25 protein-coding genes are annotated in these 23,108 nt (G+C 76.9%); 12 read left to right on the top strand and 13 right to left on the bottom strand.

Annotation, left to right across the window (positions count from 1 at the left end; genetic code table 11):
- The first annotated feature begins 37 nt into the window (after positions 1-37).
- A complete protein-coding gene (locus F1544_RS14660) occupies positions 38-601 on the top strand; it encodes a GrpB family protein (protein ID WP_167586629.1) in 564 nt (187 codons plus the stop codon).
- A gap of 10 nt (positions 602-611) precedes the next feature.
- On the opposite strand, the gene F1544_RS14655 is transcribed toward F1544_RS14660, so the two are convergent.
- The 4 genes from F1544_RS14655 to F1544_RS14640 are packed head-to-tail and all read right to left on the bottom strand — an operon-like array spanning position 612 to position 3,192.
- Positions 612-1,055 (bottom strand): hypothetical protein, encoded by a 444-nt coding sequence (locus F1544_RS14655; RefSeq protein WP_167586626.1) that lies wholly within the window; start codon positions 1,053-1,055, stop codon positions 612-614.
- A 39-nt stretch (positions 1,056-1,094) separates the two neighbouring features.
- Entirely contained in the window at positions 1,095-1,499 is a 405-nt protein-coding gene (locus F1544_RS14650) for a RidA family protein (protein ID WP_167586624.1), read from the bottom strand.
- Positions 1,496-2,263, bottom strand: coding sequence for an IclR family transcriptional regulator (locus F1544_RS14645; protein ID WP_167586621.1), 768 nt, complete (start codon positions 2,261-2,263; stop codon positions 1,496-1,498). Before F1544_RS14645 ends, F1544_RS14650 begins: the two co-directional genes overlap by 4 nt.
- Positions 2,260-3,192 carry a sugar kinase gene (locus tag F1544_RS14640; protein WP_167586619.1) on the bottom strand — a complete coding sequence of 311 codons (933 nt, stop codon included), beginning with the start codon at positions 3,190-3,192 and terminating at the stop codon, positions 2,260-2,262. The genes F1544_RS14645 and F1544_RS14640 overlap by 4 nt, the downstream gene beginning before the upstream one ends.
- A gap of 110 nt (positions 3,193-3,302) precedes the next feature.
- On the opposite strand from F1544_RS14640, the gene F1544_RS14635 reads away from it, so the two are divergent.
- The 5 genes from F1544_RS14635 to F1544_RS14615 all read left to right on the top strand — a co-directional run bounded on the left by F1544_RS14635 (position 3,303) and on the right by F1544_RS14615 (position 8,649).
- Positions 3,303-4,607: a type III PLP-dependent enzyme domain-containing protein gene (locus F1544_RS14635; protein WP_167586616.1), complete on the top strand. Its 1,305-nt coding sequence runs from the start codon at positions 3,303-3,305 to the stop codon at positions 4,605-4,607.
- Positions 4,604-6,295, top strand: a complete 1,692-nt coding sequence (locus F1544_RS14630) for an N-acyl-D-amino-acid deacylase family protein (protein ID WP_308470094.1) — start codon at positions 4,604-4,606, stop codon at positions 6,293-6,295. The genes F1544_RS14635 and F1544_RS14630 overlap by 4 nt, the downstream gene beginning before the upstream one ends.
- 32 nt (positions 6,296-6,327) lie before the next feature.
- The gene (locus tag F1544_RS14625; RefSeq protein ID WP_167586658.1) at positions 6,328-6,930 is read left to right on the top strand and encodes a bifunctional 4-hydroxy-2-oxoglutarate aldolase/2-dehydro-3-deoxy-phosphogluconate aldolase; all 603 of its coding nucleotides are present in this window, start codon (positions 6,328-6,330) and stop codon (positions 6,928-6,930) included.
- A gap of 82 nt (positions 6,931-7,012) precedes the next feature.
- Entirely contained in the window at positions 7,013-7,867 is an 855-nt protein-coding gene (locus tag F1544_RS14620) for a nucleotidyltransferase domain-containing protein (protein ID WP_208971904.1), read from the top strand.
- A 71-nt stretch (positions 7,868-7,938) separates the two neighbouring features.
- On the top strand, positions 7,939-8,649 hold the full coding sequence (locus tag F1544_RS14615; RefSeq protein ID WP_308470093.1) for a PadR family transcriptional regulator: 711 nt from the start codon (positions 7,939-7,941) through the stop codon (positions 8,647-8,649).
- Here F1544_RS14615 and F1544_RS14610 read toward each other — a convergent pair.
- Positions 8,627-9,196, bottom strand: coding sequence for a hypothetical protein (locus F1544_RS14610; protein ID WP_167586613.1), 570 nt, complete (start codon positions 9,194-9,196; stop codon positions 8,627-8,629). The two genes, F1544_RS14615 and F1544_RS14610, sit on opposite strands and share 23 nt — an antisense overlap.
- 87 nt (positions 9,197-9,283) lie before the next feature.
- Complete coding sequence (locus F1544_RS14605; RefSeq protein ID WP_308470092.1) at positions 9,284-10,300, bottom strand: asparaginase; 1,017 nt, start codon at positions 10,298-10,300, stop codon at positions 9,284-9,286.
- 86 nt (positions 10,301-10,386) lie between these two features.
- Between F1544_RS14605 and F1544_RS14600 the strand changes: the two genes are divergently transcribed.
- Positions 10,387-11,328 (top strand): DNA/RNA non-specific endonuclease, encoded by a 942-nt coding sequence (locus F1544_RS14600; protein ID WP_167586607.1) that lies wholly within the window; start codon positions 10,387-10,389, stop codon positions 11,326-11,328.
- A gap of 16 nt (positions 11,329-11,344) precedes the next feature.
- On the opposite strand, the gene F1544_RS14595 is transcribed toward F1544_RS14600, so the two are convergent.
- Positions 11,345-12,160, bottom strand: coding sequence for an SGNH/GDSL hydrolase family protein (locus F1544_RS14595; protein WP_308470091.1), 816 nt, complete (start codon positions 12,158-12,160; stop codon positions 11,345-11,347).
- Positions 12,161-12,171: 11 nt separating this feature from the next.
- The gene (locus F1544_RS14590) at positions 12,172-14,376 is read right to left on the bottom strand and encodes an MMPL family transporter (protein WP_167586604.1); all 2,205 of its coding nucleotides are present in this window, start codon (positions 14,374-14,376) and stop codon (positions 12,172-12,174) included.
- A gap of 90 nt (positions 14,377-14,466) precedes the next feature.
- Here F1544_RS14590 and F1544_RS14585 point away from each other — a divergent pair, with 90 nt between their 5' ends.
- Positions 14,467-14,952 (top strand): MarR family winged helix-turn-helix transcriptional regulator, encoded by a 486-nt coding sequence (locus F1544_RS14585; protein ID WP_167586601.1) that lies wholly within the window; start codon positions 14,467-14,469, stop codon positions 14,950-14,952.
- A 13-nt stretch (positions 14,953-14,965) separates the two neighbouring features.
- Here F1544_RS14585 and F1544_RS14580 read toward each other — a convergent pair whose 3' ends face one another.
- Entirely contained in the window at positions 14,966-15,310 is a 345-nt protein-coding gene (locus F1544_RS14580; RefSeq protein WP_167586598.1) for a DNA polymerase ligase N-terminal domain-containing protein, read from the bottom strand.
- A gap of 166 nt (positions 15,311-15,476) precedes the next feature.
- Between F1544_RS14580 and F1544_RS14575 the strand changes: the two genes are divergently transcribed.
- Genes F1544_RS14575 through F1544_RS14560 form a run of 4 tightly spaced genes read left to right on the top strand, consistent with a single transcriptional unit; the run spans position 15,477 to position 19,181 of the window.
- A complete protein-coding gene (locus F1544_RS14575; RefSeq protein ID WP_167586595.1) occupies positions 15,477-16,478 on the top strand; it encodes an ABC transporter ATP-binding protein in 1,002 nt (333 codons plus the stop codon).
- The gene (locus tag F1544_RS14570; RefSeq protein WP_167586592.1) at positions 16,475-17,302 is read left to right on the top strand and encodes an ABC transporter permease; all 828 of its coding nucleotides are present in this window, start codon (positions 16,475-16,477) and stop codon (positions 17,300-17,302) included. Before F1544_RS14575 ends, F1544_RS14570 begins: the two co-directional genes overlap by 4 nt.
- 38 nt (positions 17,303-17,340) lie before the next feature.
- Positions 17,341-18,570 carry a sensor histidine kinase gene (locus tag F1544_RS25875; RefSeq protein WP_167586589.1) on the top strand — a complete coding sequence of 410 codons (1,230 nt, stop codon included), beginning with the start codon at positions 17,341-17,343 and terminating at the stop codon, positions 18,568-18,570.
- Positions 18,567-19,181: a response regulator transcription factor gene (locus tag F1544_RS14560; RefSeq protein ID WP_167586587.1), complete on the top strand. Its 615-nt coding sequence runs from the start codon at positions 18,567-18,569 to the stop codon at positions 19,179-19,181. Before F1544_RS25875 ends, F1544_RS14560 begins: the two co-directional genes overlap by 4 nt.
- A gap of 10 nt (positions 19,182-19,191) precedes the next feature.
- Here F1544_RS14560 and F1544_RS14555 read toward each other — a convergent pair whose 3' ends face one another.
- The 4 genes from F1544_RS14555 to arfA all read right to left on the bottom strand — a co-directional run bounded on the left by F1544_RS14555 (position 19,192) and on the right by arfA (position 22,934).
- Positions 19,192-20,229 carry an iron-containing redox enzyme family protein gene (locus F1544_RS14555; protein ID WP_167586586.1) on the bottom strand — a complete coding sequence of 346 codons (1,038 nt, stop codon included), beginning with the start codon at positions 20,227-20,229 and terminating at the stop codon, positions 19,192-19,194.
- Positions 20,226-20,441, bottom strand: coding sequence for a CDGSH iron-sulfur domain-containing protein (locus tag F1544_RS23590; protein WP_167586584.1), 216 nt, complete (start codon positions 20,439-20,441; stop codon positions 20,226-20,228). The genes F1544_RS14555 and F1544_RS23590 overlap by 4 nt, the downstream gene beginning before the upstream one ends.
- Positions 20,431-21,264 (bottom strand): HemK2/MTQ2 family protein methyltransferase, encoded by an 834-nt coding sequence (locus F1544_RS14545; RefSeq protein ID WP_308470090.1) that lies wholly within the window; start codon positions 21,262-21,264, stop codon positions 20,431-20,433. Before F1544_RS14545 ends, F1544_RS23590 begins: the two co-directional genes overlap by 11 nt.
- A 146-nt stretch (positions 21,265-21,410) precedes the next feature.
- On the bottom strand, positions 21,411-22,934 hold the full coding sequence (gene arfA, locus F1544_RS14540; protein ID WP_167586582.1) for an arabinosylfuranosidase ArfA: 1,524 nt from the start codon (positions 22,932-22,934) through the stop codon (positions 21,411-21,413).
- Positions 22,935-23,108 lie beyond the last annotated feature (174 nt).

The raw sequence follows: 23,108 nt of genomic DNA, 5'->3' as shown, positions 1-23,108 counted from the left end.
GGGCGGGACCACGGCCCCCGTCTGCGAGGATCCCCGGGTGAGCCCCCACCCCACCCCGCGCCGGCCGGACGTGACCGGCGCCGAGATCGTCGGGGGGCCCGAGCGGCTCGTGGTCGGGCTCGCGGAGCACGACGACCGCTGGGCGCAGGCCTACCGCGAGCACCGGCGGCGGATCCTCGCCGCGCTCGCCCCCGCGCCGGTCTCGGTCGAGCACATCGGGTCGACGGCGGTCCCCGGGCTGGCCGCCAAGCCCATCGTGGACATCGCGGTCGCGGTGGAGGACGTCACGGCCGAGGAGGACTACCTCGAACCGCTGCTGGCGGCGGGGTACGTGCTGCGCGTGCGCGAACCGGGACACCGCCTCGTGCGCACGCCGTCGCGGGACACCCACGTCCACGTCTACGGCCGGGGCGACCCCGCGCTGGCGGAGTACCTCCTGCTGCGCGACCACCTGCGCACCGACGCCGCGGACCGGTCCCTGTACGAGAGCACGAAGCGCGACCTGCTCCGCCGGGCCTGGGACGACATGAACGCCTACTCCGACGCCAAGACCGAGGTCATCGACGCCGTCAAGGCGCGGGCGCGGGCCGCCCGCGCCTGACGCGGGGCGCTCAGCCGCGACGGTCCGCCCGGCGGCGCCGCAGGGCGGCCAGGCCGACGGAGGCGGCCATCGTCAGGCCGGCGAGGGCCGCCTGCAGGAACGGGGCGAAGAGCAGGCCGAGCGAGGCGGTGGAGGACTCCGACGTCACGACGCTCCACAGCAGCCAGCCGGTGAGGGCCGTCAGCAGCAGGCCCCCGGCGAGCGCGGCGGGAACGCCCCCGCGCCAGTGCCGGTGCACGGAGACGCCCACCGCGACCGCGAGCGCGAAGGGCAGCAGCGCCCACACCGCGAACACGAGGGTGAACAGCACCGCCCCGGCGTCCGCGGTGACGAGGTCCCAGCTCGTCAGGCGCGCCGAGACGACCAGCGTCGTGACCGCCCCCACCGCGGGCAGGGCCACGAGGGCCGGCAGGAGGGGGTCCCGGCGCCGGGCCCGGGCGGTCGCGGTGCTCACGCTCCCACCGTGCCACGCCCGCGACCGGGCATCAGGAACTCAGGCCAGGACGGCCAGCGCGTCGATCTCGACGAGCATCTCCTCGCGCGGCAGGCCCGTCACCACGGTCGTGCGGGCCGGCAGGACGCCCGAGGGGCAGCGGGGGACGAGGAACGCCCCGTAGGCCTCGTTCATCGCGGCGAAGTCGTCGCGCGTCGTCAGGTAGACGCGGAGCATGAGGACGTCGTCGAAGCTCGCGCCACCGGCCGTCAGGACGGCCTCGACGTTGGCCAGGGTGCGGGCGGTCTGCGCGCGCACGTCGCCCGGGTGCAGGTACTCCCCGGTCGCCGGGTCGACGGGACCCTGGCCCGCGACCTGCAGCAGGGGTCCCTGGCGCACGGCCTGCGAGAACGTGTGGGCGGGCGCGGGGGCGTCCGGGGTGCTGACGGCGGTGCGGGCGGTCATGAGGGCTCCTCCGGGAGGTGGGGGCGGTACCCGCAGTCGCGGGAGACGTCCGCGGTCGCGGACAGCAGCGGGGGAACGAGGTCGAGGACCCGTTCGCGGGGCAGCAGCACGTCGGGCACCGACACCGACACGGCCGCGAGGGTGCGCCCGTCCGGGCCCAGGACGGGCGCGGCGACGCAGTTGATGTACGTCTCGTTCTCGGCGTGGTCCTCCGCCCAGCCGCGGCGCTCGACGAGCGCCACCTCGGCCAGCAGGGCGGAGGCCGTCGTCAGGGTGCGCGGCGTGAGAGCCGGCAGGTCGAGGCCCGCGACGAGGTCGGCCCGCTCGCCCGGCACGATCCCCGCGAGCAGGACCTTGCCGACGGCGGTGCAGTGCAGCGCCGCGCGCTGGCCGATCCGCGAGGACATCCGCACGGCGGTCTCGCGGGGTTCCAGCTTGTCGACGTAGGTGACGGCCGCGCCGTCCAGCACCGCCAGGTGGACCGTCTGCCCCGTCTCGTCGCGCAGCCGCCGCAGCCGGGCCGCGGCCAGGGCCCGCACGTCGACGGAGTCCAGCGCCTGCTGCGCGAGGCGGAACAGGTGCGCACCCAGGGCGTAGCGGTGCTCCCCGTCGCGGTGCACGTACCCCTCGTCCTCCAGGACGCGCAGCACCCGCAGCACGGTGCTCTTGTGCACGCCCTCCGCCTCGGCGAGCTCCGTCAGGGTCGAGGTGCCCGCCGCGACGCGGTCCAGCAGGGACAGGGCGCGCGCGACGGACTGGCTCACAGCCCGGCCGGCAGGTCCACCGGCCGGTCCTCGCGCACCACGAGAGCGGCTGCGGCGCAGCGGTGACCGAGTTCCACGGCGGGCACGACGTCGAGGCCGCGGACCGTGCCGGCCAGGTACCCGGCGGCGAACGCGTCGCCCGCCCCGACGGGTTCGACGACCTCGACGGGCTGCACGGCGACGTGGTGGGTCACGGCGCCGCCCTCGACGACGACGACGCCGCGCTCCTCGTCCTTGAGCAGGATCCGGCGGGCGCGGGGCAGCAGGGCGGCCAGGCGCGCCGGGTCGTCGGTGCCGAACACCACGCGCGCCTCGTCCGCACCCAGCAGCACGTCGTCGGCCGCGTCGAGCAGGTCGCGCAGGGGGGCGTCGCTGCGTCCCGCCCACAGCAGGGGTCGGTGGTTGAGGTCCACGCAGAGGCGGGCGGGACCGGCGGCCACGGTCGCGGCCAGCGCCGCGCAGAAGGCGGCGGCGCCGTCGGAGAGCCCCGGCGTGATGCCGCTGACGTGCACCACCTCGGCGTCGCGCAGCCGCTCGGCCACCGCGCCGTGGCGCAGGAACCCCGGCGTCAGGGCCGCGGCCGCGGAACCGCTGCGGTAGTAGTGCATCCGGGAGCGGCGGGACCCGTCGGCCGCCACCGCGGGGGCCTTGACGTACAACCCGGTGGGGCGCTGGGCGTCGACCTCCACCCCCGCGGTGTCCACGCCGTGGGCGCGGGCCACGGCCAGCACGTGCTCGCCGAACCCGTCGTCGCCGAGCCGGGACAGCCACGCGGTCGGGACCCCCAGGCGCGCCAGCGTGAGCGCGACGTTGAGCTCGGCGCCGCCCACGGTGCGGGTGAACGTGGCCGCCTCCGCGAGGGGCACGTCCTCGGTGGGGGTGAGGACCGCCATGGCCTCACCGACGCAGACGACCTTTGACCCGGGCACCCGGCGATGCTAGAACGGCTCGCGACGAGGACGCAACCACCGTTGCGCTCCGTGCAACGGTGCCGAGGGTCTCGGTGCGGGGCAGGGCGCAGCCGAGCGACGGAGGCGGGATGAGCGAGCGGTACCGCTACGACGCAGCGGACCTGGGGGTGCTGGGGCCGGAGTTCAAGGCCGTCCCCGTGACGGCCCACGACCTCACCGGCGCGCAGTTCGTCGCCGAGACGCCCGCACTGGGCGACCTGCCGACCCCCCTGCTGACGCTCGACGCCGGGGCGCTCGCCGCCAACGTCGCGACGATGGCCGGCTGGGCGCGCGCCGCGGGCGTCGACCTGGCCCCCCACGGCAAGACGACCATGGCGCCCGCGGTCTGGCGCCAGCAGCTCGCGGCCGGGGCGTGGGGCATCACGGTCGCCACCCCCTGGCAGCTCGGCGTGGCCCTCGCCTCCGGCGTCCCCGTCGTCCTCGCCGCGTACCCGCTGCTGGAACCCGCGGTGCTGCGGGCGCTCACGACCCGGCCCCGCACGGCGCGCGTCCTCGTCTGGGCCGACGGCGTCGACGTGGTGGAGGAGATGGCCCGGCACCTGCCGGGAGGCGCTGCGGCGCAACCCGTCGACGTCCTCGTGGAGCTCGGGGCGAGCGGCGGCCGGACCGGGGCACGCTCGGTCGAGGCTGGCCTCGAGGTCGCGCGAGCGGTCGGCCGGGTCCCCGGGCTGCGCCTGGCCGGGGTCGCCGGCTACGAGGGCGCGCTGGCCCACGACGCGTCGCCGGCGAGCCTGGAGACGGTGCGCCGCTACCTCACCGACCTCGCCGGCCTGCACGCCCGCGTCCTCGCCGCCGGGCTGTACGGCGAGGTCCCCGGCGGCCTGGTCGTCAGCGCGGGCGGCAGCGCCTACTTCGACGTCGTCGCCGACGTCCTCGCGCCCCTGCACGACCCCGCGGGGGAGCACGGGCCGCCCGTGCGGACCGTCGTGCGCGCCGGGGCCTCCGTCGCCCACGACGACGGGTTCTACCGCGGCATCACGCCCATGGGCCGCGAGACGGGCGGCACCCTGACCTCGGCGATCCACGGCTGGGCGCGCATCGTCTCGCGCCCCGAACCCGGCCTCGCGCTCGCCGACGCGGGCAAGCGGGACCTGCCCTTCGACGAGGGCCTGCCGCAGGTGCAGGCCGTGCGCCGCAGCGGGTCTGGGCCCGCCGTACCCGTGACGGACGCCGTCGTGACGGCGCTGAACGACCAGCACGCGTTCGTCCGCCTCGGTCCCGCCGCCAAGGACCTCCGGGTCGGGGACGTGCTGCGGCTGGGGCTCTCCCACCCCTGCACGGCGTTCGACAAGTGGCGGCTGCTGCCCGTCGTCGACGACGCGCTGGCCCCGGAGCCCGTCGTCGTCGACCTCGTCCGCACGGTCTTCGGGTGAGCTCGCCGGACGGGGGACCCGCGCCCGCACCGCTGCACGTGCGCGGGGCGCTCCTCGTCGACGGCACGGGCGCCCCCGCGCGCCGGGGCGACGCCCTCGTGGTCGACGGGCGGATCGCGCAGCTGGGCGACGTGGACGCGCCCGCCGGTGCCCGCGTCCTGGACGCGGGCGGCCTCGCCCTCGCGCCGGGGTTCGTCGACCTGCACGCCCACTCCGACCTGGCCGTGCTCAGCGACCCGCAGCACCTCGCGAAGACCACGCAGGGGGTCACCACGGAGGTCGTGGGGCAGGACGGGCTGTCCTACGCGCCCGTCGACGACGACAGCCTGGCCGTCCTGCGCGAGCAGCTCGCGGGCTGGAACGGCACGGGCGACGACCTGGGCGCGGGGGCGGGTCCCGACTGGCGCAGCGTCGGGGAGTACCTCGACCGCGTCGACGCCGGGGCCGCCGTGAACGTCTGCTACCTCGTGCCCCAGGGCACCGTCCGACTGCTCGTGGTGGGCACCGAGGACCGGCCCGCCACGCCGGAAGAGCTGCGGGCCATGCGGGACGTCGTCCGGACCGGCCTCGCGGAGGGGGCCGTCGGGATGTCCAGCGGCCTCACCTACGTGCCGGGCATGTTCGCGGACACGGCCGAGCTCGTGGCCCTGGCGGAGGTCGTCGCCGAGGCGGGAGGTTTCTACGCCCCGCACCAGCGCTCCTACGGACGCGGTGCGCTGCAGGCCTACGCCGAGGTGATCGACGTCGCGCGCCGCTCCGGCGTCGCACTGCACCTGACCCACGCCACGATGAACTTCGCCGTCAACGCCGGCCGCGCCCGGGAACTCCTCGACGCCGTCGACGCGGGCCTGGCGGAGGGGATCGACATCACCCTCGACAGCTACCCGTACCTGCCCGGCTCGACCACCCTCGCGGCGCTGCTGCCGAGCTGGGCCTCGGCCGGCGGACCGGCCGCGACGCTCGCACGGCTGGCGGATCCGGCTGCGCGGCAGCGCATCCGCACCGACCTGGAGGTCGAGGGTTCCGACGGCTGCCACGGCGTCCCCGTCGAGTGGGGGACCCTGCAGGTCTCCGGGGTCCGGCACGCGGAACTGGGCGACGTCGTCGGGGCGCGGCTCGACGAGCTCGCCCGCCGCCGCGGCGCGGAACCCTTCGACGTCTTCGTCGACCTGCTGCGCACCGACTCCCTCGGCACCACGATCCTCCAGCACGTCGGCCACGAGGAGAACGTCCGGGAGATCATGCGGCACCCGCGCCACACCGTCGGCAGCGACGGCCTGCTCACGGGCGCCCGGCCGCACCCCCGCGCCTGGGGCACGTTCCCGCACTACCTGGGCCACTACGTCCGCGAGACCGGCGTGCTCGGGCTGGAGGAGTGCGTGGCCCGCATGACGTCGCGCCCCGCCCGCGTCCTCGGGCTGCGCGACCGCGGCGTCCTGCGGCCCGGCGCGGTGGCCGACCTCGTCCTGTTCGACCCCGCGACCGTCGCGGCCGGGGCGAGCTTCGACGAACCCCGCCGGCAGGCCGTCGGCATCCCGCACGTCCTGATCGCCGGCGTGCCCGTCGTCGCCGACGGCGAGCGCACCGCCGCCCTCGCCGGGCGCAGCCTGCGCTCCGGGCGCGACACCGTGCCCCGCCGACCACCCGCCCGACCACCCCAGAACCCCACTCCCGGAGGACCCTCGTGACCGACCCCACCCCCCCGAGCGCCCTCGACGCGATGGTCGCCGACCGCGTCATCTGCGTCGTGCGCGCCCCGCAGCTGCCCGACGCGCAGGCGCTGTGCCACGCCTTGGCCGACGGGGGCATCCGCACGGTCGAGCTGACGTTCACCACCCCCGACGTGCTGCGGCACCTGCGCGAGGCCGCCGACGCCGTCGCGCCCCGGGTCGTGCTGGGCGTCGGGACGGTCGTCTCCGCCGACGACGCCCGCGCCGCGATCGACGCCGGCGCCCGGTTCCTCGTCACCCCCGGGCTGCGCCCCGAGGTGGCGGCCGTGGCCACGGCCGCCGGCGTGCCCGTCCTCATCGGGGCGCTCACGCCGACGGAGGTCCTGCAGGCGCACGAGGCGGGGGCCAGCGCCGTGAAGGTGTTCCCCGCCTCGGTCTTCGGGCCCTCCTACCTCGGGGCGCTGCACGGACCGTTCCCGGACATCGACCTCGTCCCCTCGGGCGGGGTGACCGCGGACAACGCGAAGGACTTCCTCGACCACGGGGCGGTCGCCGTCACCGCGGGCACCGGCGTGGTGCCCCCGGCGACGGTCGCCGCGGGGGACTGGGCGGAGATCACGCGCCGGGCCCGGGAGTTCGTCGCCGGCTGGTGACGCGGGTGCGGGTGCCGGCGCGGCCGGGTGGTGATCGGCTCGAGCCCGGGTGCGCGGGGCGCCGCGGGTGGACCATGGGAGGGTGGACGCTGACGAACTGCCGCCGACCGGGTACGACCTCGCCCCGCAGGTCCTGAAGGCGCTCGCCGACCGGCTCGGCGAGGTCTCCGGGGTGGTCGGCGTCGCCCTGGGCGGCAGCCGGGCCCGCGGCACCGCCTCGCCGGACTCCGACTACGACCTCGGCGTCTACTACCGCCGCCCGCTGGACGTGGCCGGGGTGCAGCGGGTCGCCGAGGAGTTCGCCGGGGCGCCCACGAGCGTCAGCCGGCCCGGGGCCTGGGGGCCGTGGGTGGACGGCGGCGCCTGGATCAGCGTGCAGGGCACCCCCGTCGACCTGATCTACCGCGAGCTGGACCGCGTCGACGACGCGTGGTCGGACGCCGGCGCCGGGATCAGCCACTTCCACGCGCAGGTCGGCCACCCGCTGGGGTTCCCGCAGTTCGCCTACGCCGGCGAGCTCGCCCTCGCCATGGTCCTCGCCGACCCGTCCGGGTCGCTGCGCGCCCGCCACGACGCGATGGCGGAACCGCCCGCACCGCTGCGCCTCGCCCTCGTCTCGGGCCTGTGGGAGGCCGACTTCCTGCTCTCCTCGCTGGGGGGTGCCGCCGCGCGCGGGGACGTCGTGCACGTCGCGGGCGTGCTGTTCCGGGTCGTCGGCGTCTGCGCGCACGCCCTGCACGGCCACGCCGGGCGGTGGCTCGTCACGGACAAGGGCATGGTCGCGGCGGCGGCCGGCCTGCCCTGCGCACCCGCGGACTTCGCCGACCGGGCGCACGAGCTACTCGGGGCGCTCGGGCGCGCGCCGGCCGACCTGGCGGACGCCGTCGGGCGGGCCCGGGCGCTGGTGGCCGACGTCGTGGCGGCCTGCACGCGCTGACCGGTCCCGCTCCTCTCACCCCTTCCGGAACGACACTCAACGATATATCGTTGACGTGTCGGGACAGCACGGTGCTGCCCGCACGAGAGGAGCGCGAGATGCGCGGGATGTTCGAGGGCCCCGGACGGGGCCGAGGCCGGCACCACTTCGCCGAGGCGATGGCGGCGGCCGGCGGGCCGGGTGGACGACGAGGCCCCGGTGGGCCGGGAGGGTTCGGTCCCGGGGGGCCGGTGTTCGGCGACTTCGGGATGGGCGGCTTCGGCCGCGGGTTCGGGCGCGGCGGCTTCGGCCCCGGCGGGTTCGGCCCCGGGCGCGGCGGCCGCCGCGGGCGGGGTGACGTGCGGGCCGCGGTGCTCGCGCTGCTGGCCGAGGGGCCGAGCAACGGCTACCGCATCATCGGCGAGGTCGCGCAGCGCAGCGGCGGGGCGTGGCGGCCGAGCCCCGGGTCGGTGTACCCGACGCTGCAGCAGCTGCAGGACGAGGGGCTCGTCGAGACCGACCCCGCGGACGCCAAGCAGTTCGCGCTGACGGAGCAGGGCCGCGCCTACGTCGAGGAGCACCTCGCCGGGAAGCCGGCCCCGTGGGAGGCGCCGGAGTTCCGCGTCGAGGAGGGGGAGCAGTCGCTGCACACGCAGGTGCGCCAGATCGCCCTGACCCTGCAGCAGGTCGTCCTCGCGGGACGGCCCGGTGACCTCCAGCGGGTCAGCGACGTCCTGGAGCGGTGCCGCCGCGAGCTGGTGGCGATCCTCGGCGAGGACCTCAGGCCTGGGTCGGGAGACTGATCCGCAGCGGGCCCACCACGGGCGTGACCGCGTGCAGCAGCGTCCAGGCGCTGCGGCGCAGCCCGTCCGCGAGGTAGGCGTCCATGCGCAGGGCGAGGTTGGCCGTCAGGGCGTGGGTCGCCCCGCCGTCGCGGACGGGGCCCGTGCTGGCCGTGGCGCCCGCGACGTGGTGACGGGCGTGCTCGGAGATCCAGTCCGTCCCGACCGTGACGCCGGGACGGGTCGCCAGCAGCAGGGTCGTGCGCGGCGCGGTGCACCGCGCCGCCGCCTCGGCCGCCCCGCGCTGCAGGGCCTGATCCTCGTCGGCACCGCCCGCGACGGGGACGAGCCGGAGGTCGACCCCCTCGACCAGCGAGACCAGCGGCTGCCAGGGGTTCAGGACCGCGCTCGCGGCCGCGACGGGGACGGCCGCGACGAGGACCGTGGTGACGATCCCGCCCGCCGAGGCCTCGTCGGCCGCGGCGACGAGGTGCTCCAGGCACCCGTCGAGGGACGCGACGTCAGCCGGGAGCACGGGCAGGACGACGAACGCCCGGTCGATGACCACGCCGCCCCCCTCCCGCTCGCCGTCCCGCGCGGCAGGCCCGGAGAGCGCCGCCAGATGCACTGAACGTACACAGCAGTCGACAGGCTGTCACCGGAACTGGAGCGCCGGGAGCGGTCGGCCGCGCAGTTCGCCCACGGGGTGCCCGCCGCCCAGCACGGCGACGCTCGCGAACGGGGCGAGCAGCCCGGGGTCGACGCCCAGCCGCTCCAGACCCGGCACCGCGACGGGCAGCCGCGCGCGGTCGCTCCCGTCGGCGATCTTCAGGGCCAGGGCGCCGCCGTCGGGGAGCCCGGCGATCTGCACCGCCTCCGCCCCGTCCTTGGCGAGCAGCCCCGGCACCGCCCGCACGAGGGCCGTCACGTCGCGGCCCTCGCCCGCGACGAGCTCGGGGTGGGTGCGCAGCGCGTGGGCGACCCTGCCCTCCGCGCTGCCCTCGGCGGCCCCCGCGATCCGGCCCACGGCCCGCGCGAGGGCGTGCAGGCCGAGGGAGAACAGCGGTGCGCCGCAGCCGTCCGTCGTGCGGTGGGCCGGCTCCTCACCCGCGAGCTCGGCGACGGTCGCGGCGACCGCCTGCTGGAGCGGGTGCTCCGGGTCGAGGTAGCCCGCGAGGTCCCAGCCCGCGGCCCGGCACGTCAGCAGCATCGCGGCGTGCTTGCCGGAGCAGTTCTGCGTCAGCGGCTCCGCGACGCCGCCCGCGGCGGTCCACGCTGCGCGCTCCTCGGCGCCGAACGGCAGGTCCGGGGTGTTGCGCAGGTCCGCCGTCGTGCAGCCGGCCAGCTCGAGGATCCGCCGCACGCCGTCCAGGTGCACGGCCGAGCCGGAGTGGCTGGCGCTCGCGAGCGCCAGCAGGTCCGGCGGCAGGTCGAGGCCCGCCCGGACCATCGCGACCGCCTGCAGCGGCTTCAGCGCCGAGCGCGGGTACACGGGGGACACGACGTCGCCCACGGCGGCCAGCAGCTCCCCGTCCGCGCCGACCACGGCCATCGACCCGGAGTGGACGCTCTCCACGAGGCCGCCGCGGACCAGGTCGGCGACGGGGACGTGGGCCGGGGGCGGGGTGGGCTGCGGGTCGGCGGGCACGGGCTGCGGGGGCGCGGAGGTCACCGGGGCAGTCTGCCGCCCCGCGGAGTTCGCCGGCCGGGCACCCGGCCGCCACCGCGGTGTCGGAGGCCTGCCGCAAGGTGGGTCCCATGAGCGCCTCCCCGAGCGAGCCCGCGACGACGGCCGGCACCGCCGCCGCCCCACCCCCCGGGCTGGACGGCCGGGCCGGCTACGACCCGCGGTTCCTCGCCCCGGGCCCGGAGCTGCCGGTGCCGCTGCCCACCGACGGCACCGAGGTCGTGGTGCTGCCCTACACGCACTTCTCCGTGGTGCTGCGCCCGGACCGGCGGCTCGCGGCCGCGACCGTCGTCGGCATCGACGGCGCCGCCCTGCTCGACCTCGACCGCGGGGACGACGCCTGGTACCTCGACCCGCGCGTGCGCCCCGACGAGCAGGCGGGCGCGGAGCTCTACGCGCGCAACGACCTCGACCGCGGTCACCTCGTGCGCCGCCGCGACCCGGTGTGGGGGTCGGCGCAGGAGGCGCGCGCCGCGAACGCGGACACCTTCAGCTACGCGAACGCGGCCCCGCAGCACGCCCGGTTCAACCAGGCCCTGGAGCTGTGGCTCGGCCTGGAGGACCACGTCCTCGCCTACGCGCAGCGCTGGGCGCAGCGCCTCGTCGTCGTCACCGGGCCGGTGTTCGCCGACGACGACCCGGTGTACCGGGGCGTGCGGATCCCGCTGCGCTTCTTCAAGGTCGCCGCCTACCTGCTGCCGCAGCCCGACGGCGAGGTGGCCGCGCTCGCGTCGGCGGCCTTCGTGCTGGACCAGACGCCCCTCGTGGGGGAGGTCCTGGCCTCCGCGGCACCGGAGGTCCCGCCCCTGGGCGCCTACCGCACGTTCCAGGTCCCGGTCGCCGACGTCGCCGAGCTGACGGCCCTCGACCTGGGCCCGCTGGTGGCCGCCGACCGGCTCCCCGTGCTCGTGGCCTCGGCCGCACCGGACGGTGGTGCCGGGAACGAGGGTGGAGCCCAGGGGGACGTCCCCGCGTGGCGGTCGGTCGCCGGCGCGGGCGACCTGCTGCTCTGACGCGGGGCGGGCCGGCTCAGTCGCCGACGGGCTGGTCGCCGACGGGCTGGTCGCCGAGGGGCAGCGGGTCGGGCCGCTTCCCCGTGCGGTGCGCCCCCGAGGAGGTGCGGCGCAACCGGCGCCCCACCCACGGCAGGACGTGCACGCGGCCCCACCGCAGGTCGTCCTGCCACACCTCGCGGCGCGCGCGGGCGAGGGCGGCGGGCAGGGGGTCGCGGTGGTCCGGCGCGCCCTCGGGGCGCTCGCGGCCCAGCGCCTCCAGCGCCGCCAGCGCGACGGTCGCGTGCGCCGCCGACGACAGGTGGATGCGGTCCTCGCCCCAGGACCGGCGGTCGTGCAGGGCCTCGAGGTTCCACAGGTCCAGGACGCTGCAGCCGTACCGGCGGGCGATGCCCCACAGGTGGTTGTTGTAGATGGCCACGGCGTTCCGGTTGCGCCGCAGCAGGGTCGCGGTGCGCGTGTCGAAGCCGGTCCCGATCAGCACGTGCGCGCCGGTCGCCGTGAGCGTGGCGACCGCCTCGGCGAAGAGCGCCGCCATGCTGTCGGGGTCGTTGCCGGGCCGCAGCAGGTCGTTGCCCCCGCCGACGAGGCTGACCAGGTCGGGCCGCAGCGCCACGGCCTGCGGGACCTGCTGCGCGACGATCTCGGGCAGCAGCCGCCCGCGCACCGCGAGGTTCGCGTACTCCAGCGGCGCTTCCCCCGCGGCGCGCAGCGGGGCGTCGAGGTGCTCCGCGAGCCGGTCGGCCCAGCCGCGGTACCCGCCGTCGGGGGTGGCGTCGACCATGCCCTCCGTCAGGGAGTCGCCGAGGGCCACGTAGCGGTAGGGGCTCACGCCCGCATCCTTCACCCCGCCGTGCGGTGGCGCGCGGCGCGGGGTGCGGCGCCGGATCCGCTGGGCCGCAGCCGTGACGGCCACCACACGCGGTCGCCCAGGTCGTGCGCGAGGGCCGGGACGAGGAACGAGCGCACGAGCAGGGTGTCGAGCAGGACGCCGAAGGCCACGAGGAACGCGATCTGCGCCAGGAACAGCAGCGGCACCACGGCCAGGGCCGCGAAGGTCGTGGCCAGCACGACGCCCGCGGAGGTGATGACCCCGCCCGTGGCCCGGAGGCCCCGCAGGGTCCCCACCCGGGTCCCGTGGTGCACGGACTCCTCCCGCACCCGCGTCATGAGGAAGATCGAGTAGTCGACCCCCAGGGCGACGAGGAACACGAACGCGTACAGCGGCACGACCGGGTCCGCGCCCGGGAACCCCAGCACGTGGTCGAACACCAGGGCCGCGATGCCGACGGTCGCGGCGTAGGAGAGCACCGTGCAGGCCATCAGCACGGCGGCCGCGAGGATCGAGCGCAGCAGCAGGACCAGCACGACGAACACGGCGGCGCCGACGACGGGGATGATCAGCGCGCGGTCGTGGCGGGCCGCGTCGAGGGTGTCGAGCTGCGTCGCCGTCGTACCGCCCACGAGGGCGGGGACGTCCGCGCCGGCCAGGGCGGTGCGCAGCCGCTGCACCGTCTCGGTGGCCGCGGGGGAGTCCGGGCCGTCGGAGAGGACCGCGTTCACGACGGCGGTCGTCGCGTTCGCCGGGCCGGCGGCCACGGAGTCGATGCCGGCGACGGAACCCGCGACCCGGGTGGCGGCACCGGCGTCCGCCGCGGCCACGACGACCTCCGCGGGTTCCCCGGACCCGGCCGGGAAGTGCTCGGCCAGGACCTGGCTGCCCTCGACCGACTCGACGCTGGAGAGGAACGTGTCCGACTGGCTCACGCCGTCGGCCTGGAACGTCGGGAAGAACGCCGCGAACGCCGCCAGGACGACCGCGCAGACGATCCACGTCCGCCGGGCGTGCCGCTCCACGACGCCGGCGACGCGGTCCCAGATCCCGCGGCGGGCGGGGCGCGCGGGGGTCGCGACGGTGGTCGCGGGGATCTCATCGGGAGTTCCGGCGGTAGTTCCGGCAGGGGCCGCGGCGGTGGCGCGCGGGATCCGCGGCCAGAACAGCCAGCGCCCGCCCAGCAGCAGCACGGGCAGGAACGTCAGCGCGGAGAGCAGGGCGGCCACGATGCCGATCGCGGCGACCGGGCCGAGGGAGCGGTTGGAGTTCAGGGAGCTCAGCAGCAGGCACAGCAGGCCGATGACGACCGTGGCCCCGGACGCCGCGATCGGTTCCAGCGCAGCGCGCCAGGCCCGCCACAGCGCCGTCCGGGCGGAGGCGGTCAGGCGCAGCTCCTCGCGGTAGCGGGACACGAGCAGCAGCCCGTAGTCGGTGGCGGCGCCGACCACGAGGATCGAGAGGATCCCCTGGCTCTGCCCGTTCAGCGCGAGGACGTCGGACGCGGCGAGGTGGTAGACGACGAGGCCCGCGAGCGAGAGCGCGAACACCGAGGTGAGCAGCACGGCGAACGGCAGGACGGGGGAGCGGTAGACCAGGACGAGGATGACCAGCACCGCGCCGAGGGCCACGAACAGCAGGACGCCGTCGATGGCGCCGAACGCGGAGGACAGGTCGGCGCTCAGCCCGGCGGGGCCGGTGACCCACGTCTGCGCGCCGGGGAACTGCGCGAGGGCGGCCGAGCGCAGCGCGTCGACGACCGTCGCCAGGGGGGTCTCGCCGTCGGCGCCCGGGGCGGTGACCGCGGCCGCGTCGAGCGAGACCGCGACGAGGACGGCCTTGCCGTCCTGCGACGGGACCGGCGGGCTCGCCTCGCCGGCGAGGTAGGTCTGCAGCGGTTCGTCGCCCGCGGCCAGGGTCGGCAGCCCGGCGCTGAGCTCCTGCGCGGCGGCGAGGTCGGCGGGCGTCACGCCCGACGGCCGCTCGACGAGCAGGAACGCGGGCAGGGTGCCCGTCGCCTCGAGGCCGCGGACGGCGTCGGCCGCCCGCGTCGACTCGGCGTCGGCGGGCAGGAACGTCGAGGCGTCGTTGCTCTGCACCGAGGACAGGCTCCCGATCGCCGGGCCGCCCTGCGAGGCCAGGAACAGCCACAGGACGCCCAGCAGGCCGAGGCCGACGCGGATCAGGACGGACCGCCGCCGCCGATTGCTCACCATGCTTAGTGTTGTACCCGGTGCGCGCCGCGGAATCCAGTCCGGGAAGGTGGCGGGGTCGGCGCCGGGCCGGCGGGCGGGAGGAGGTGGACCGTGAGCGAGGGCGACGAGTGGCCCACGGGACGGCTGCTGTCCACGGCGGCCCGCCTCGTCGAGCACGCCTGGGACGACGTCCTCACCGGCTACGGCCTCACCCACTCCCGGCTCGTGATCCTGCACCTGCTGGCCGCGGGGCCCGCGACGCAGCGCGAGCTCGCCCGCCGCTCGGGTCTCGAGGAGCAGACGATGGGCCGGATGCTGCGCGGCATGGAGGAGCACGGCCAGGTGCTCCGCGAGCGCGACCCCGCCGACCGGCGCCGCAGCGTCGTCACGGCGACCGACGAGGGCCGGCGCGCGCTCGCGGCCGTCGTCGGCTCCACGAGCGCGGACGACCTGCTCGCCGACGTCCTCGGCGGCAGCGGTCACGACGCGGAGGAGTTCCGCGCCACCCTCCTGCACGTCGTGCGGCACTTCTCCGAGCGCCGGTGGCCCCAGGGACGGGGCGCGGGGGCCGCGGGGGACGACCCGCCCGCGGGCTGACGCCGGCCCGCGCTCACCCCGGCGGCTGGTCCTTCGTCAGGTGCAGCAGCCAGCCCTGCCCGGTGCGGATCAGCGCGTACCGGCGGGACTCGCTGCCGTGCAGGGTGAACAGCAGCCGGCGCTCGGTGCGGTCGTGCTCCTCCCACCACCCCGTGTCGGCGATGGACTTGTCGGCGTCGGTGTAGGTCAGGTGGTCCATCGCGTGGTCGGGCACGGCGATCGCGAGGCGGTTCTCGCCCGGGGTCGTCGGCATCCCGCGGGGCACGGCCCACGAGCGCAGCACGCCGTCCTCCTCCAGGCGCAGGTCGAGGTGCGGGCGCGGGCGGCGGTGGTCGTGCAGGACGAAGGCCGGGCGCATCCGCCCAGTAGAGCGGCCCGGGCTGAGCAGGGCTGGGCCGGGTCGGTCCGGCCGGGGTGGGCTCGCGGGACCCGTGACAGGCCTCACGGGTCGACCGTGCGCGCCGGCCGGGAACTCGTGCACGACGGCACGGGCCGCGGCCCCGGTCGGCACCCAGGCTGGACGCATGACGAACCTGGACGGGCTCCTCCACCGCCCCGCCTCCCCGCGCCCCGCCACCCCGCGACCCGCCACCCCGCCGCCCGGCGGGCCCGGCGCGAACGCCGTCGACGTCACCGACCTGCGGCGCTCGTTCGCCTCGGGCGCGGAGGCGGTGCGCGGCATCAGCTTCAGCGTCCGCCCGGGAGAGGTGTTCGCCCTCCTCGGCACCAACGGCGCGGGCAAGACGTCCACGGTCGACGTCGTCGCCGGGCTGGCCCGCCCGAGCGCCGGGACGGTCCGCGTCCTCGGGCACGATCCCGTGCGCGAGCGGCGCCTGGTCCGCCCGCGCACGGGCGTCGTCCTGCAGTCCGGCGGCCTGCCGGGCGAGCTGACCGTGGCCGAGGCGGCGCGGATGTGGGCGGGCACGCTCAGCCGTCCCCGCCCGGTCGAGGAGGTCCTCACCGCCCTGGACCTGCTCGACCGCGGCCCCGTCGCGGTCAAGGCGCTGTCCGGGGGCGAGCGCCGTCGCCTCGACCTGGCCCTCGCCCTGCTCGGGACGCCGGACCTGCTCCTGCTCGACGAGCCGACGACGGGTCTGGACGCGGAGAGCCGCCGCCGCGTCTGGGACCTCGTGCGCGCCCTCGTCGCCGGCGGCACGGCCGTCCTGCTGACCACCCACCACCTCGAGGAGGCGGAGGAGCTCGCCGACCGGCTCGCCGTCCTGCACCGCGGCCGCATCGTCGCGGAGGGGACGCTCGAGGAGGTGGTCGCGACCCACCGCGCCGAGATCCGCTGGCTCGCCGCGGCGGGTTCCCCGCCCGCCGCCGTCCTCGACGGCGGCGAGACGTCCGCGCTCGACGGCCGCCACGTCGTCGTGCGCACCAGCCACCTGCAGCGCACCGCCTCCCGCGTCCTGCGCTGGGCCGACGACGCCGGCGTCGAGCTCGCCGAGCTGCGCGCGACCCCGGCGTCGCTGGAGACCGCGTTCCTCGCCCTCGCCCGCACCGACCAGGAGGTCCTCCCGTGAGCACCACCGCACCCGCCGCCCACCCGACCGCCCCCGTCCCGCCCGTCCCCGTCCCGGCCGCGCCCGGCCGCCGGGACGTGCTGCGCCGCAGCTGGTCCCTGGCCCGGGCCGAGGTGGTCCTGCTGCGGCGCAACCGGACCCTGCTCTTCTCCGCGACGCTGCTGCCGCTGGGCCTGGTGGCGCTGCTGGCCACCACGGGCGGGGAGCGGCTGCGGACCGCCGACGGCGCCGCGGCCGTCGTCAGCCTGCTGACCGGGACGCTCCTGCTCCTCGTCGTCTTCTACACGGTGCTGAGCACGGCCGTCGCCCGCCGCGAGGACGGCGTGCTGCAGCGGCTGCGGACCGGGGAGTGCTCCGACGGGGAGGTCCTCGCGGCCCTGTGCGCGCCGCCCCTCGTCCTCGCCGCGGCGCAGGGCGTCCTGCTCACGGCGCTCGCCGCCGCCGTGCTGGGCCTGCCGCTGCCCGGGGCCCCGCTCCTCGCCCTGGCCGGGCTGCTGCTCGGCGCGGTCCTGTTCTGCCTCGTCGGCCTCGTCACGGCGGCGGCCACCCGCACCGTGGAGTCCGCGCAGCTCACGAGCCTGCCGGTGCTGGCCGTGTGCCTGCTCGGCGCGGGCCTGGTCGTCCCCCTCGACAGCCTGCCGCCGGCCGCGGCCGCGGTCGCGGAGCTCACGCCGCTGGCCGCGGTGCTGGAGCTCGTCCGCGCCGGCTGGGCCGGCGCCGTCGACGGGAAGGAGGCCGTCGGGCAGCTCCTCACCTGCGGAGCCTGGACCGTCCTGGGCGCCTTCGCCGTGACCCGCTGGTTCCGCTGGTCGCCGCGCCCGTGAGCGCCGGCGGGCACCCCGCGGCTGGCAGGGTGGGCCGCGTGGACACCGGACGCGTGCAGACGGGGCGCGTGGGCACGGGGCGCGGCCCGGGGCGGTGGCGGGGGCGCTGGGCGCAGACCGACGACGTCAGCCGGGTCGTCCTCTACACCCGCACCTCGCTGCCGCCCGTCTTCGTGGTCGTCGTCGCGGCCGCCTGGGTGGGGCTCTGGCCGCAGGTCCCGGACTCCGTGCCTGACGCTGTCGTCGTCGCGCTGCTCGCCGCGACCCTGCTGCAGACGGTCGTGACCTCGGTCGTGCTGGACCGCCGGGTCCGCGAGCGCCCCCTCGGGCGGCGCGGGCGGGTGGTGTGGGCGGCCCTCACGCTCGTCGCCGTGCTGCTGTGCTTCACGACGTCGGAGAACGTGCGCGGGCCCGTCCTCGGGTGCGTGCTGGCGCTGGCCGTCGCACCGCTGGGCGGTTGGGGCGCCCGCCGGTGGGTGCCCGCCTCCGTGCTCGGGGCCGTGCTGATCACGGCGGTCTCCGACGCGCCGGCCGAGGGCGCGCGGCTCGTCGTGCCCTTCCTCGCCGGGTTCACCGCGCTGTTCTGCGGCGCCGCCGGCACCGTGGCCGTCTCGCTCTGGATCGTCGACGTCGTGCGTCGGCTCGCGCGCGCCGAGGAGGACCGGGCGCGCCTCGCCGTCGCGGAGGAGCGGCTGCGCTTCGCCCGCGACCTGCACGACGTCGTGGGCCGGGACCTCGCCGCGATCGCCGTCACGAGCGACCTCGTCGCCGAGCTCGCCCGGCGCGGCCGGCCCGAGGCCGTCGAGCGGGCCGAGGAGGTCCGGCGCATCGCGCAGGACTCGCTGCGCGAGGTCCGGGCCGTCGTGCGCGGCTACCGCGGGGTCGACCTGGCCACGGAGCTCGACGGGTCCGCCGCGCTGCTGGCCTCGGCGGGCGTGCGCTGCACGGTCGAGGCCCGCACCGACGGGATCTCGCCCACGGCGAGGACCGCCGTGGCGTGGGTCGTGCGGGAGGGTGTCACCAACGTGGTCCGGCACTCCGCCGCCACGTGGTGCCGGCTGCGGGTCGCCGCCTCGGACGGACGCGTGGAGGTGCTCGTGGAGAACGACAGGCCGGTGGACGGCTCGCCCGCCGGCACGGGCTCGGGGCTCGCGGGGCTGGCCGAGCGGCTGCGCCCGCTCGCCGGCACCGTCACCGCCGGCCGCGACGGGGACCGCTTCGTCCTGCGCGCGCAGCTGCCGGCCGACGCGACGGCGGTCCCGGCGTGAGCGCCCCCGTGCGGGTGCTGCTCGCCGACGACGAGCACCTCGTGCGCAGCGCCGTGGCCGGGCTGCTCGACCTGCAGGACGACATCGTCGTGGTCGGGCAGGCGGCGTCCGGGCCGGAGGCGATCGCGGTGGCGCGCAAGGTGTCGCCCGACGTCGCGGTGCTCGACCTGCAGATGCCGGGGGCGGACGGGCTGGCCGTCGCCGAGGCCGTGCACGCGGGCGTCCCGGGCTGCCGCACGATGATCGTCACGAGCCACGGCCGGCCCGGCTACCTCAAGCGGGCGCTGGAGCTCGGTGTGCGCGGGTTCCTGCCCAAGACGGCGTCCGGCGCCGTGCTCGCCGACGCGATCCGCACGGTGGCGCGCGGCGGCCGCTACGTCGACCCGGAACTCGCGGCCGACGCGATCGCCGCGGGCGAGAGCCCGCTGACCCCGCGCGAGGCCGACGTCCTGGAGCTCGCGGCCGACGGCGCGGGCATCGAGGAGATCGCCGCGAAGGTGTCGCTGTCGCCCGGGACGGTCCGCAACCACCTGTCCTCGGCCACCGGCAAGCTCGGCGCGGCGAACCGGCACGAGGCCGTCGTCACCGCGCGCCGGCTCGGGTGGATCTGAGCGCTCCCGCTCAGACCGGCGGGACGGCCCGGCCGTCGGCCAGCGGCCGCAGCAGCGCCGACCGCCCCGCGGCCCAGGACGCGAGCAGGTGCTCCGACAGCCGCTCGTCGAGCACCGCCGTGGCCTGCATGCCGAAGACCACGTCCGCGGCCATCGCGGGGTCGGCCGCGACGAGCGGGGCGATGATGCCGTGCCGCACGACCTGCTCGTGCACGGCGTCGGCCTCGACGTGCTCGGCGTAGAACCCCTCCGTGGCGGGGCCGCAGCGCAGCCGCTTCGCCGCCCGCACCAGTCGGTCGGAGCCGGGCGACGACGTGAGCTCCACGACCGCGAACTGGCCGACCAGCGCGCCGCGCAGCGAGCGGTGCAACCCGCAGAGCGACATGAGGTTCACCTCGGCCAGGACGGCCGCGGGCGCCACGTCGAGGTAGTGGCCGTAGTCGTCGGACAGCCCCAGCTCGCGCATCATGTCGGCGAACAGCTGCGCGTGCATGCGGTCCCCGCGCCCCGCGCCGTACTCGTCGTGCTCGACGGTGACGAGCGCGGCCTTGGCCTCGCCCTCCAGGCGTGGGATGACCCAGGCCTGCGGGTCGGCCTCCTTGAGGTGGTAGATCGAGCGCAGCGCGATGTACTCGCGGAACTGCCACAGCTCGCCGTGCTTGCGCAGGTGCGCGGAGACCCCGGGTGCGTCGACGTGCTCGACGAGCAGGGCGTCGATCTCCCCGGCGAGGTCGTCCCCGCCCGCCACGGCTGCGCGCAGCGCCGCGAGGAAGACCCGCTCCAGGTCGCGGCGCAGCGCCAGCAGGTCCGGGTCCCACTCGAGGTCGTCCGCCACGCCGGCGAACCCCCGGTAGTGCAGCTCGTAGCAGGCGCAGAGCGCCAGCTGCAGGTCGTCGCCGAAGGGGTCGGCCGCCGCGACGTCGCCCCGCAGCGCGGCCGCGTCGGCCCCGCCGCCGCGCAGGGCGTGCAGGACGGCGGCGGACAGGGGGCCGCGGGCCTGCGGCAGCGCGGGACCGCTCGTGCGGACCGCTGCGCTGGTGGTGGTCATCGCTCCTCCTCGGGCTCCGCGCGGACGCGGCGGCGGTGGCTGGTGTCGCAGAACGGGTAGCGCTTCGAGCTGCCGCAGACGCAGAGGGCCGTCACGGGCCGCTCGGAGACGACGCGGCGCCCGTCGGGCAGGTCCACCTCGACGGGGCCCTCGAGGAGGATCGGCCCGTCGCCCGTGATGCGGACGCGGCGCGGGGCGCGGTCAGCGGGCACGTCCGGCCTCCCGCCGCGAGGCGTCCCGCCGCTCCTCGTCGAGGGCGGGGTCCACGAGGACGGGGTTCACGAGGGCGGGGTCCACGCCGACGGGGCGGTGGCCGTCGCGCAGGTCGAGGACCGGGCCCCGGCGCGCGGGGGTGGCGGGCGGCGGGTCCGCGACGGGCACGGCGACGGCCCGCGCCTCGACGACGACGAGCTCCTCGTGGTCGGCGTCGGGGGGCAGCAGCCCGCGCTCGCGCAGCAGGGCGGCCCGCCGGCGCATCACGGGGCCGAACGGCTCCGGCCGGCGCGCCACCACCTCGGCCTGGAGCCCCGCCTCCTGCAGGCGGCGCACCGTGAGCTGCTCGTCGGCGAGCACGGACTGCGTGAGCAGCAGGACGCCGTCCTCGGCCAGCACGTCGCCCACCCCGGCGCACAGGCGGTCCAGCAGGGCGCGGCCGTCGACGCCGGCGTCCCAGCAGCGGGCCGAGCGGTGGCGGGGGAGGGCGTCGGTCGCGGCCGGGACGTAGGGCGGGTTGGCGAGCACGAGGTCGAAGCGCTCCCCGGCGACGGGCTCGAACAGGTCGCCGCGGCGCACGTCCAGGTGGGCGTGGTGCAGCAGGCCGTTCAGCTTCGCGGTCACCACGGAGCGGCGCGAGAGGTCGACGGCGGTCACGGACGCCGCCCCCTCGGCGGCCGCGGCGAGGGCCAGCGCGCCCCCGCCCGTGCCGACGTCCAGGACGCGGCGCGCGGGCGCCAGCGCCCTCTCCCGCAGCGTGTCGGCGAGCAGCCGGGTGTCCCCCTGGGCGGGGTAGGTCCCGGGGAGCCGGATCAGGTCCACGCGGAACAGCTTCACCCGGTCCGCCGCTCGCCGCCCGCCGGCGCGGCGCGGGGGCGCGGCCGGCGGGAGGAGTCCCCGGACGCGACGGGGCCCCGCCGCGCGTGCCGAGGGGCACGCGCGACGGGGCCCCGGGGGGTCGCAGCGACTCAGGCCTTGGCGACCTGCACGACCGCCCACGACAGGGGCGGCAGCACGACGCTCGCGACGCCGTCGGTGACGGTGGCGTCCTGCAGCGGGCGCAGGCCCACCTGGTCGTGCGCGCCCGTGGCGTTGGTCGTGTCGCGGGTCTGGCCCTCGGTCGCGGCCAGGACCTTGGCGGTCACGACGCGGGAGACGTCGAACCCGCGCAGGTCCACGGTCACGGTCGCGGAGTCCTCCAGGTCGCGGTTGGCGAGGAACAGCGACACGGTCGAGGTGTCCTCGTCGTAGGTCGCGGAGGCGTCCACGACGTCGACGTCACCGAAGTCGGTGGTGGAGTACTTGTCGCTCGAGCTCGCGACCCGCAGCACGGTTCCCGTGGCCAGGCGGCGCATCTGCTCGAACGGGTGCGCGATGCTCTGCTTCCACGCGTCCCCGCCCGGCTCGCTGCGCAGCAGGCCGATGACGTTGACGAGCTGCGCCTGCGCGCCGATGGTGACGCGGTCGGAGTGGCGCAGCAGGGAGTTCAGCAGGGTTCCGACGACGACGGCGTCCGTGATCGAGTACTCGTCCTCGATGACGCGCGGGGCGACGTCCCACGGCTGGACGCCCTCGCCGTGGTGGGGACGCTTCTGGTACCAGACGTTCCACTCGTCGAAGGACAGGTTGATGAACTTCGAGTGCTTGCCGCGGGCGCGCACGGCGTCGGCCGTGGCGACGACCTGCTCGATGAACAGGTCCATGTCGACGGCCGAGGCGAGGAAGCTGCCCGCGTCGCGCGTGTCGTCGTCCTCCTGGTAGTAGGCGTGCAGCGACACGTAGTCGACGGTGTCGTAGGCCAGTTCCAGGACGGTGCTCTCCCACGCGCCGAACGTCGGCATCGAGCGGCTGGAGGAACCCACCGCGACGAGCTCGATGTCCGGGTCGATCTGGCGCATGGCGCGCCCGGTCTCGGCCGCGAGGCGCCCGTACTCGTGCGCCGTCTTGTGGCCGGTCTGCCAGGGGCCGTCGAGCTCGTTGCCCAGGCACCACAGCTTGATGCCGAACGGGTCCGTCGAGCCGTGCGCGACGCGCAGGTCCGAGTACTTGGTGCCCGAGGCGTGGTTGGAGTACTCCAGCAGGTTGCAGGCGTCCTGCATGCCGCGGGTGCCGAGGTTCACGGCCATCATCGGCTCGGTGCCGGCCTTGCGGGCCCACGCGTCGAACTCCGCGAGACCGAACTGGTTGGTCTCCACGGAGCGCCAGGCGCGGTCGATGCGGCGGGGGCGCTGCTCGCGCGGGCCGACCGAGTCCTCCCAGTCGAAGCCCGAGACGAAGTTCCCGCCGGGGTAGCGCACGACGGTCGGGCCGAGCTCCTTGACGAGTTCCAGGACGTCGGTGCGGAAACCGTCCTCGTCCGCCGTGGGGTGCTCCGGCTCGAAGATGCCGGTGTAGACGCAGCGGCCCATGTGCTCGACGAAGGAGCCGAAGAGCCGGCGGGGGACGGGGGCCACGGTGAACGCGGGGTCCAGGGTGAGTCGGGCGTTGCGCACGGGTTTCCTTCCGGTGCTGAGGGGTGCGGTGGTGCTGCTGGTGATCGCGGTGGCGCCGCAGGTCAGCGCGGGCCGGGGCCGCCCGTGCGGACAGGGCGGCGCGGCGGTGGTCTGCCGGTCATCCTCGACCTCCGTGGGACCTCGTCGTCGACGCCCGGAGGGGACCGCGGCGCC

The organism is Kineococcus rubinsiae (assembly GCF_011839805.1).
In the GTDB taxonomy this organism is placed as follows: Bacteria; Actinomycetota; Actinomycetes; order Actinomycetales; family Kineococcaceae; genus Kineococcus; species Kineococcus rubinsiae.
The sequence above is the reverse complement of the archived record's forward strand: the minus strand, read 5'-3'. Positions and strand labels throughout refer to the sequence as shown.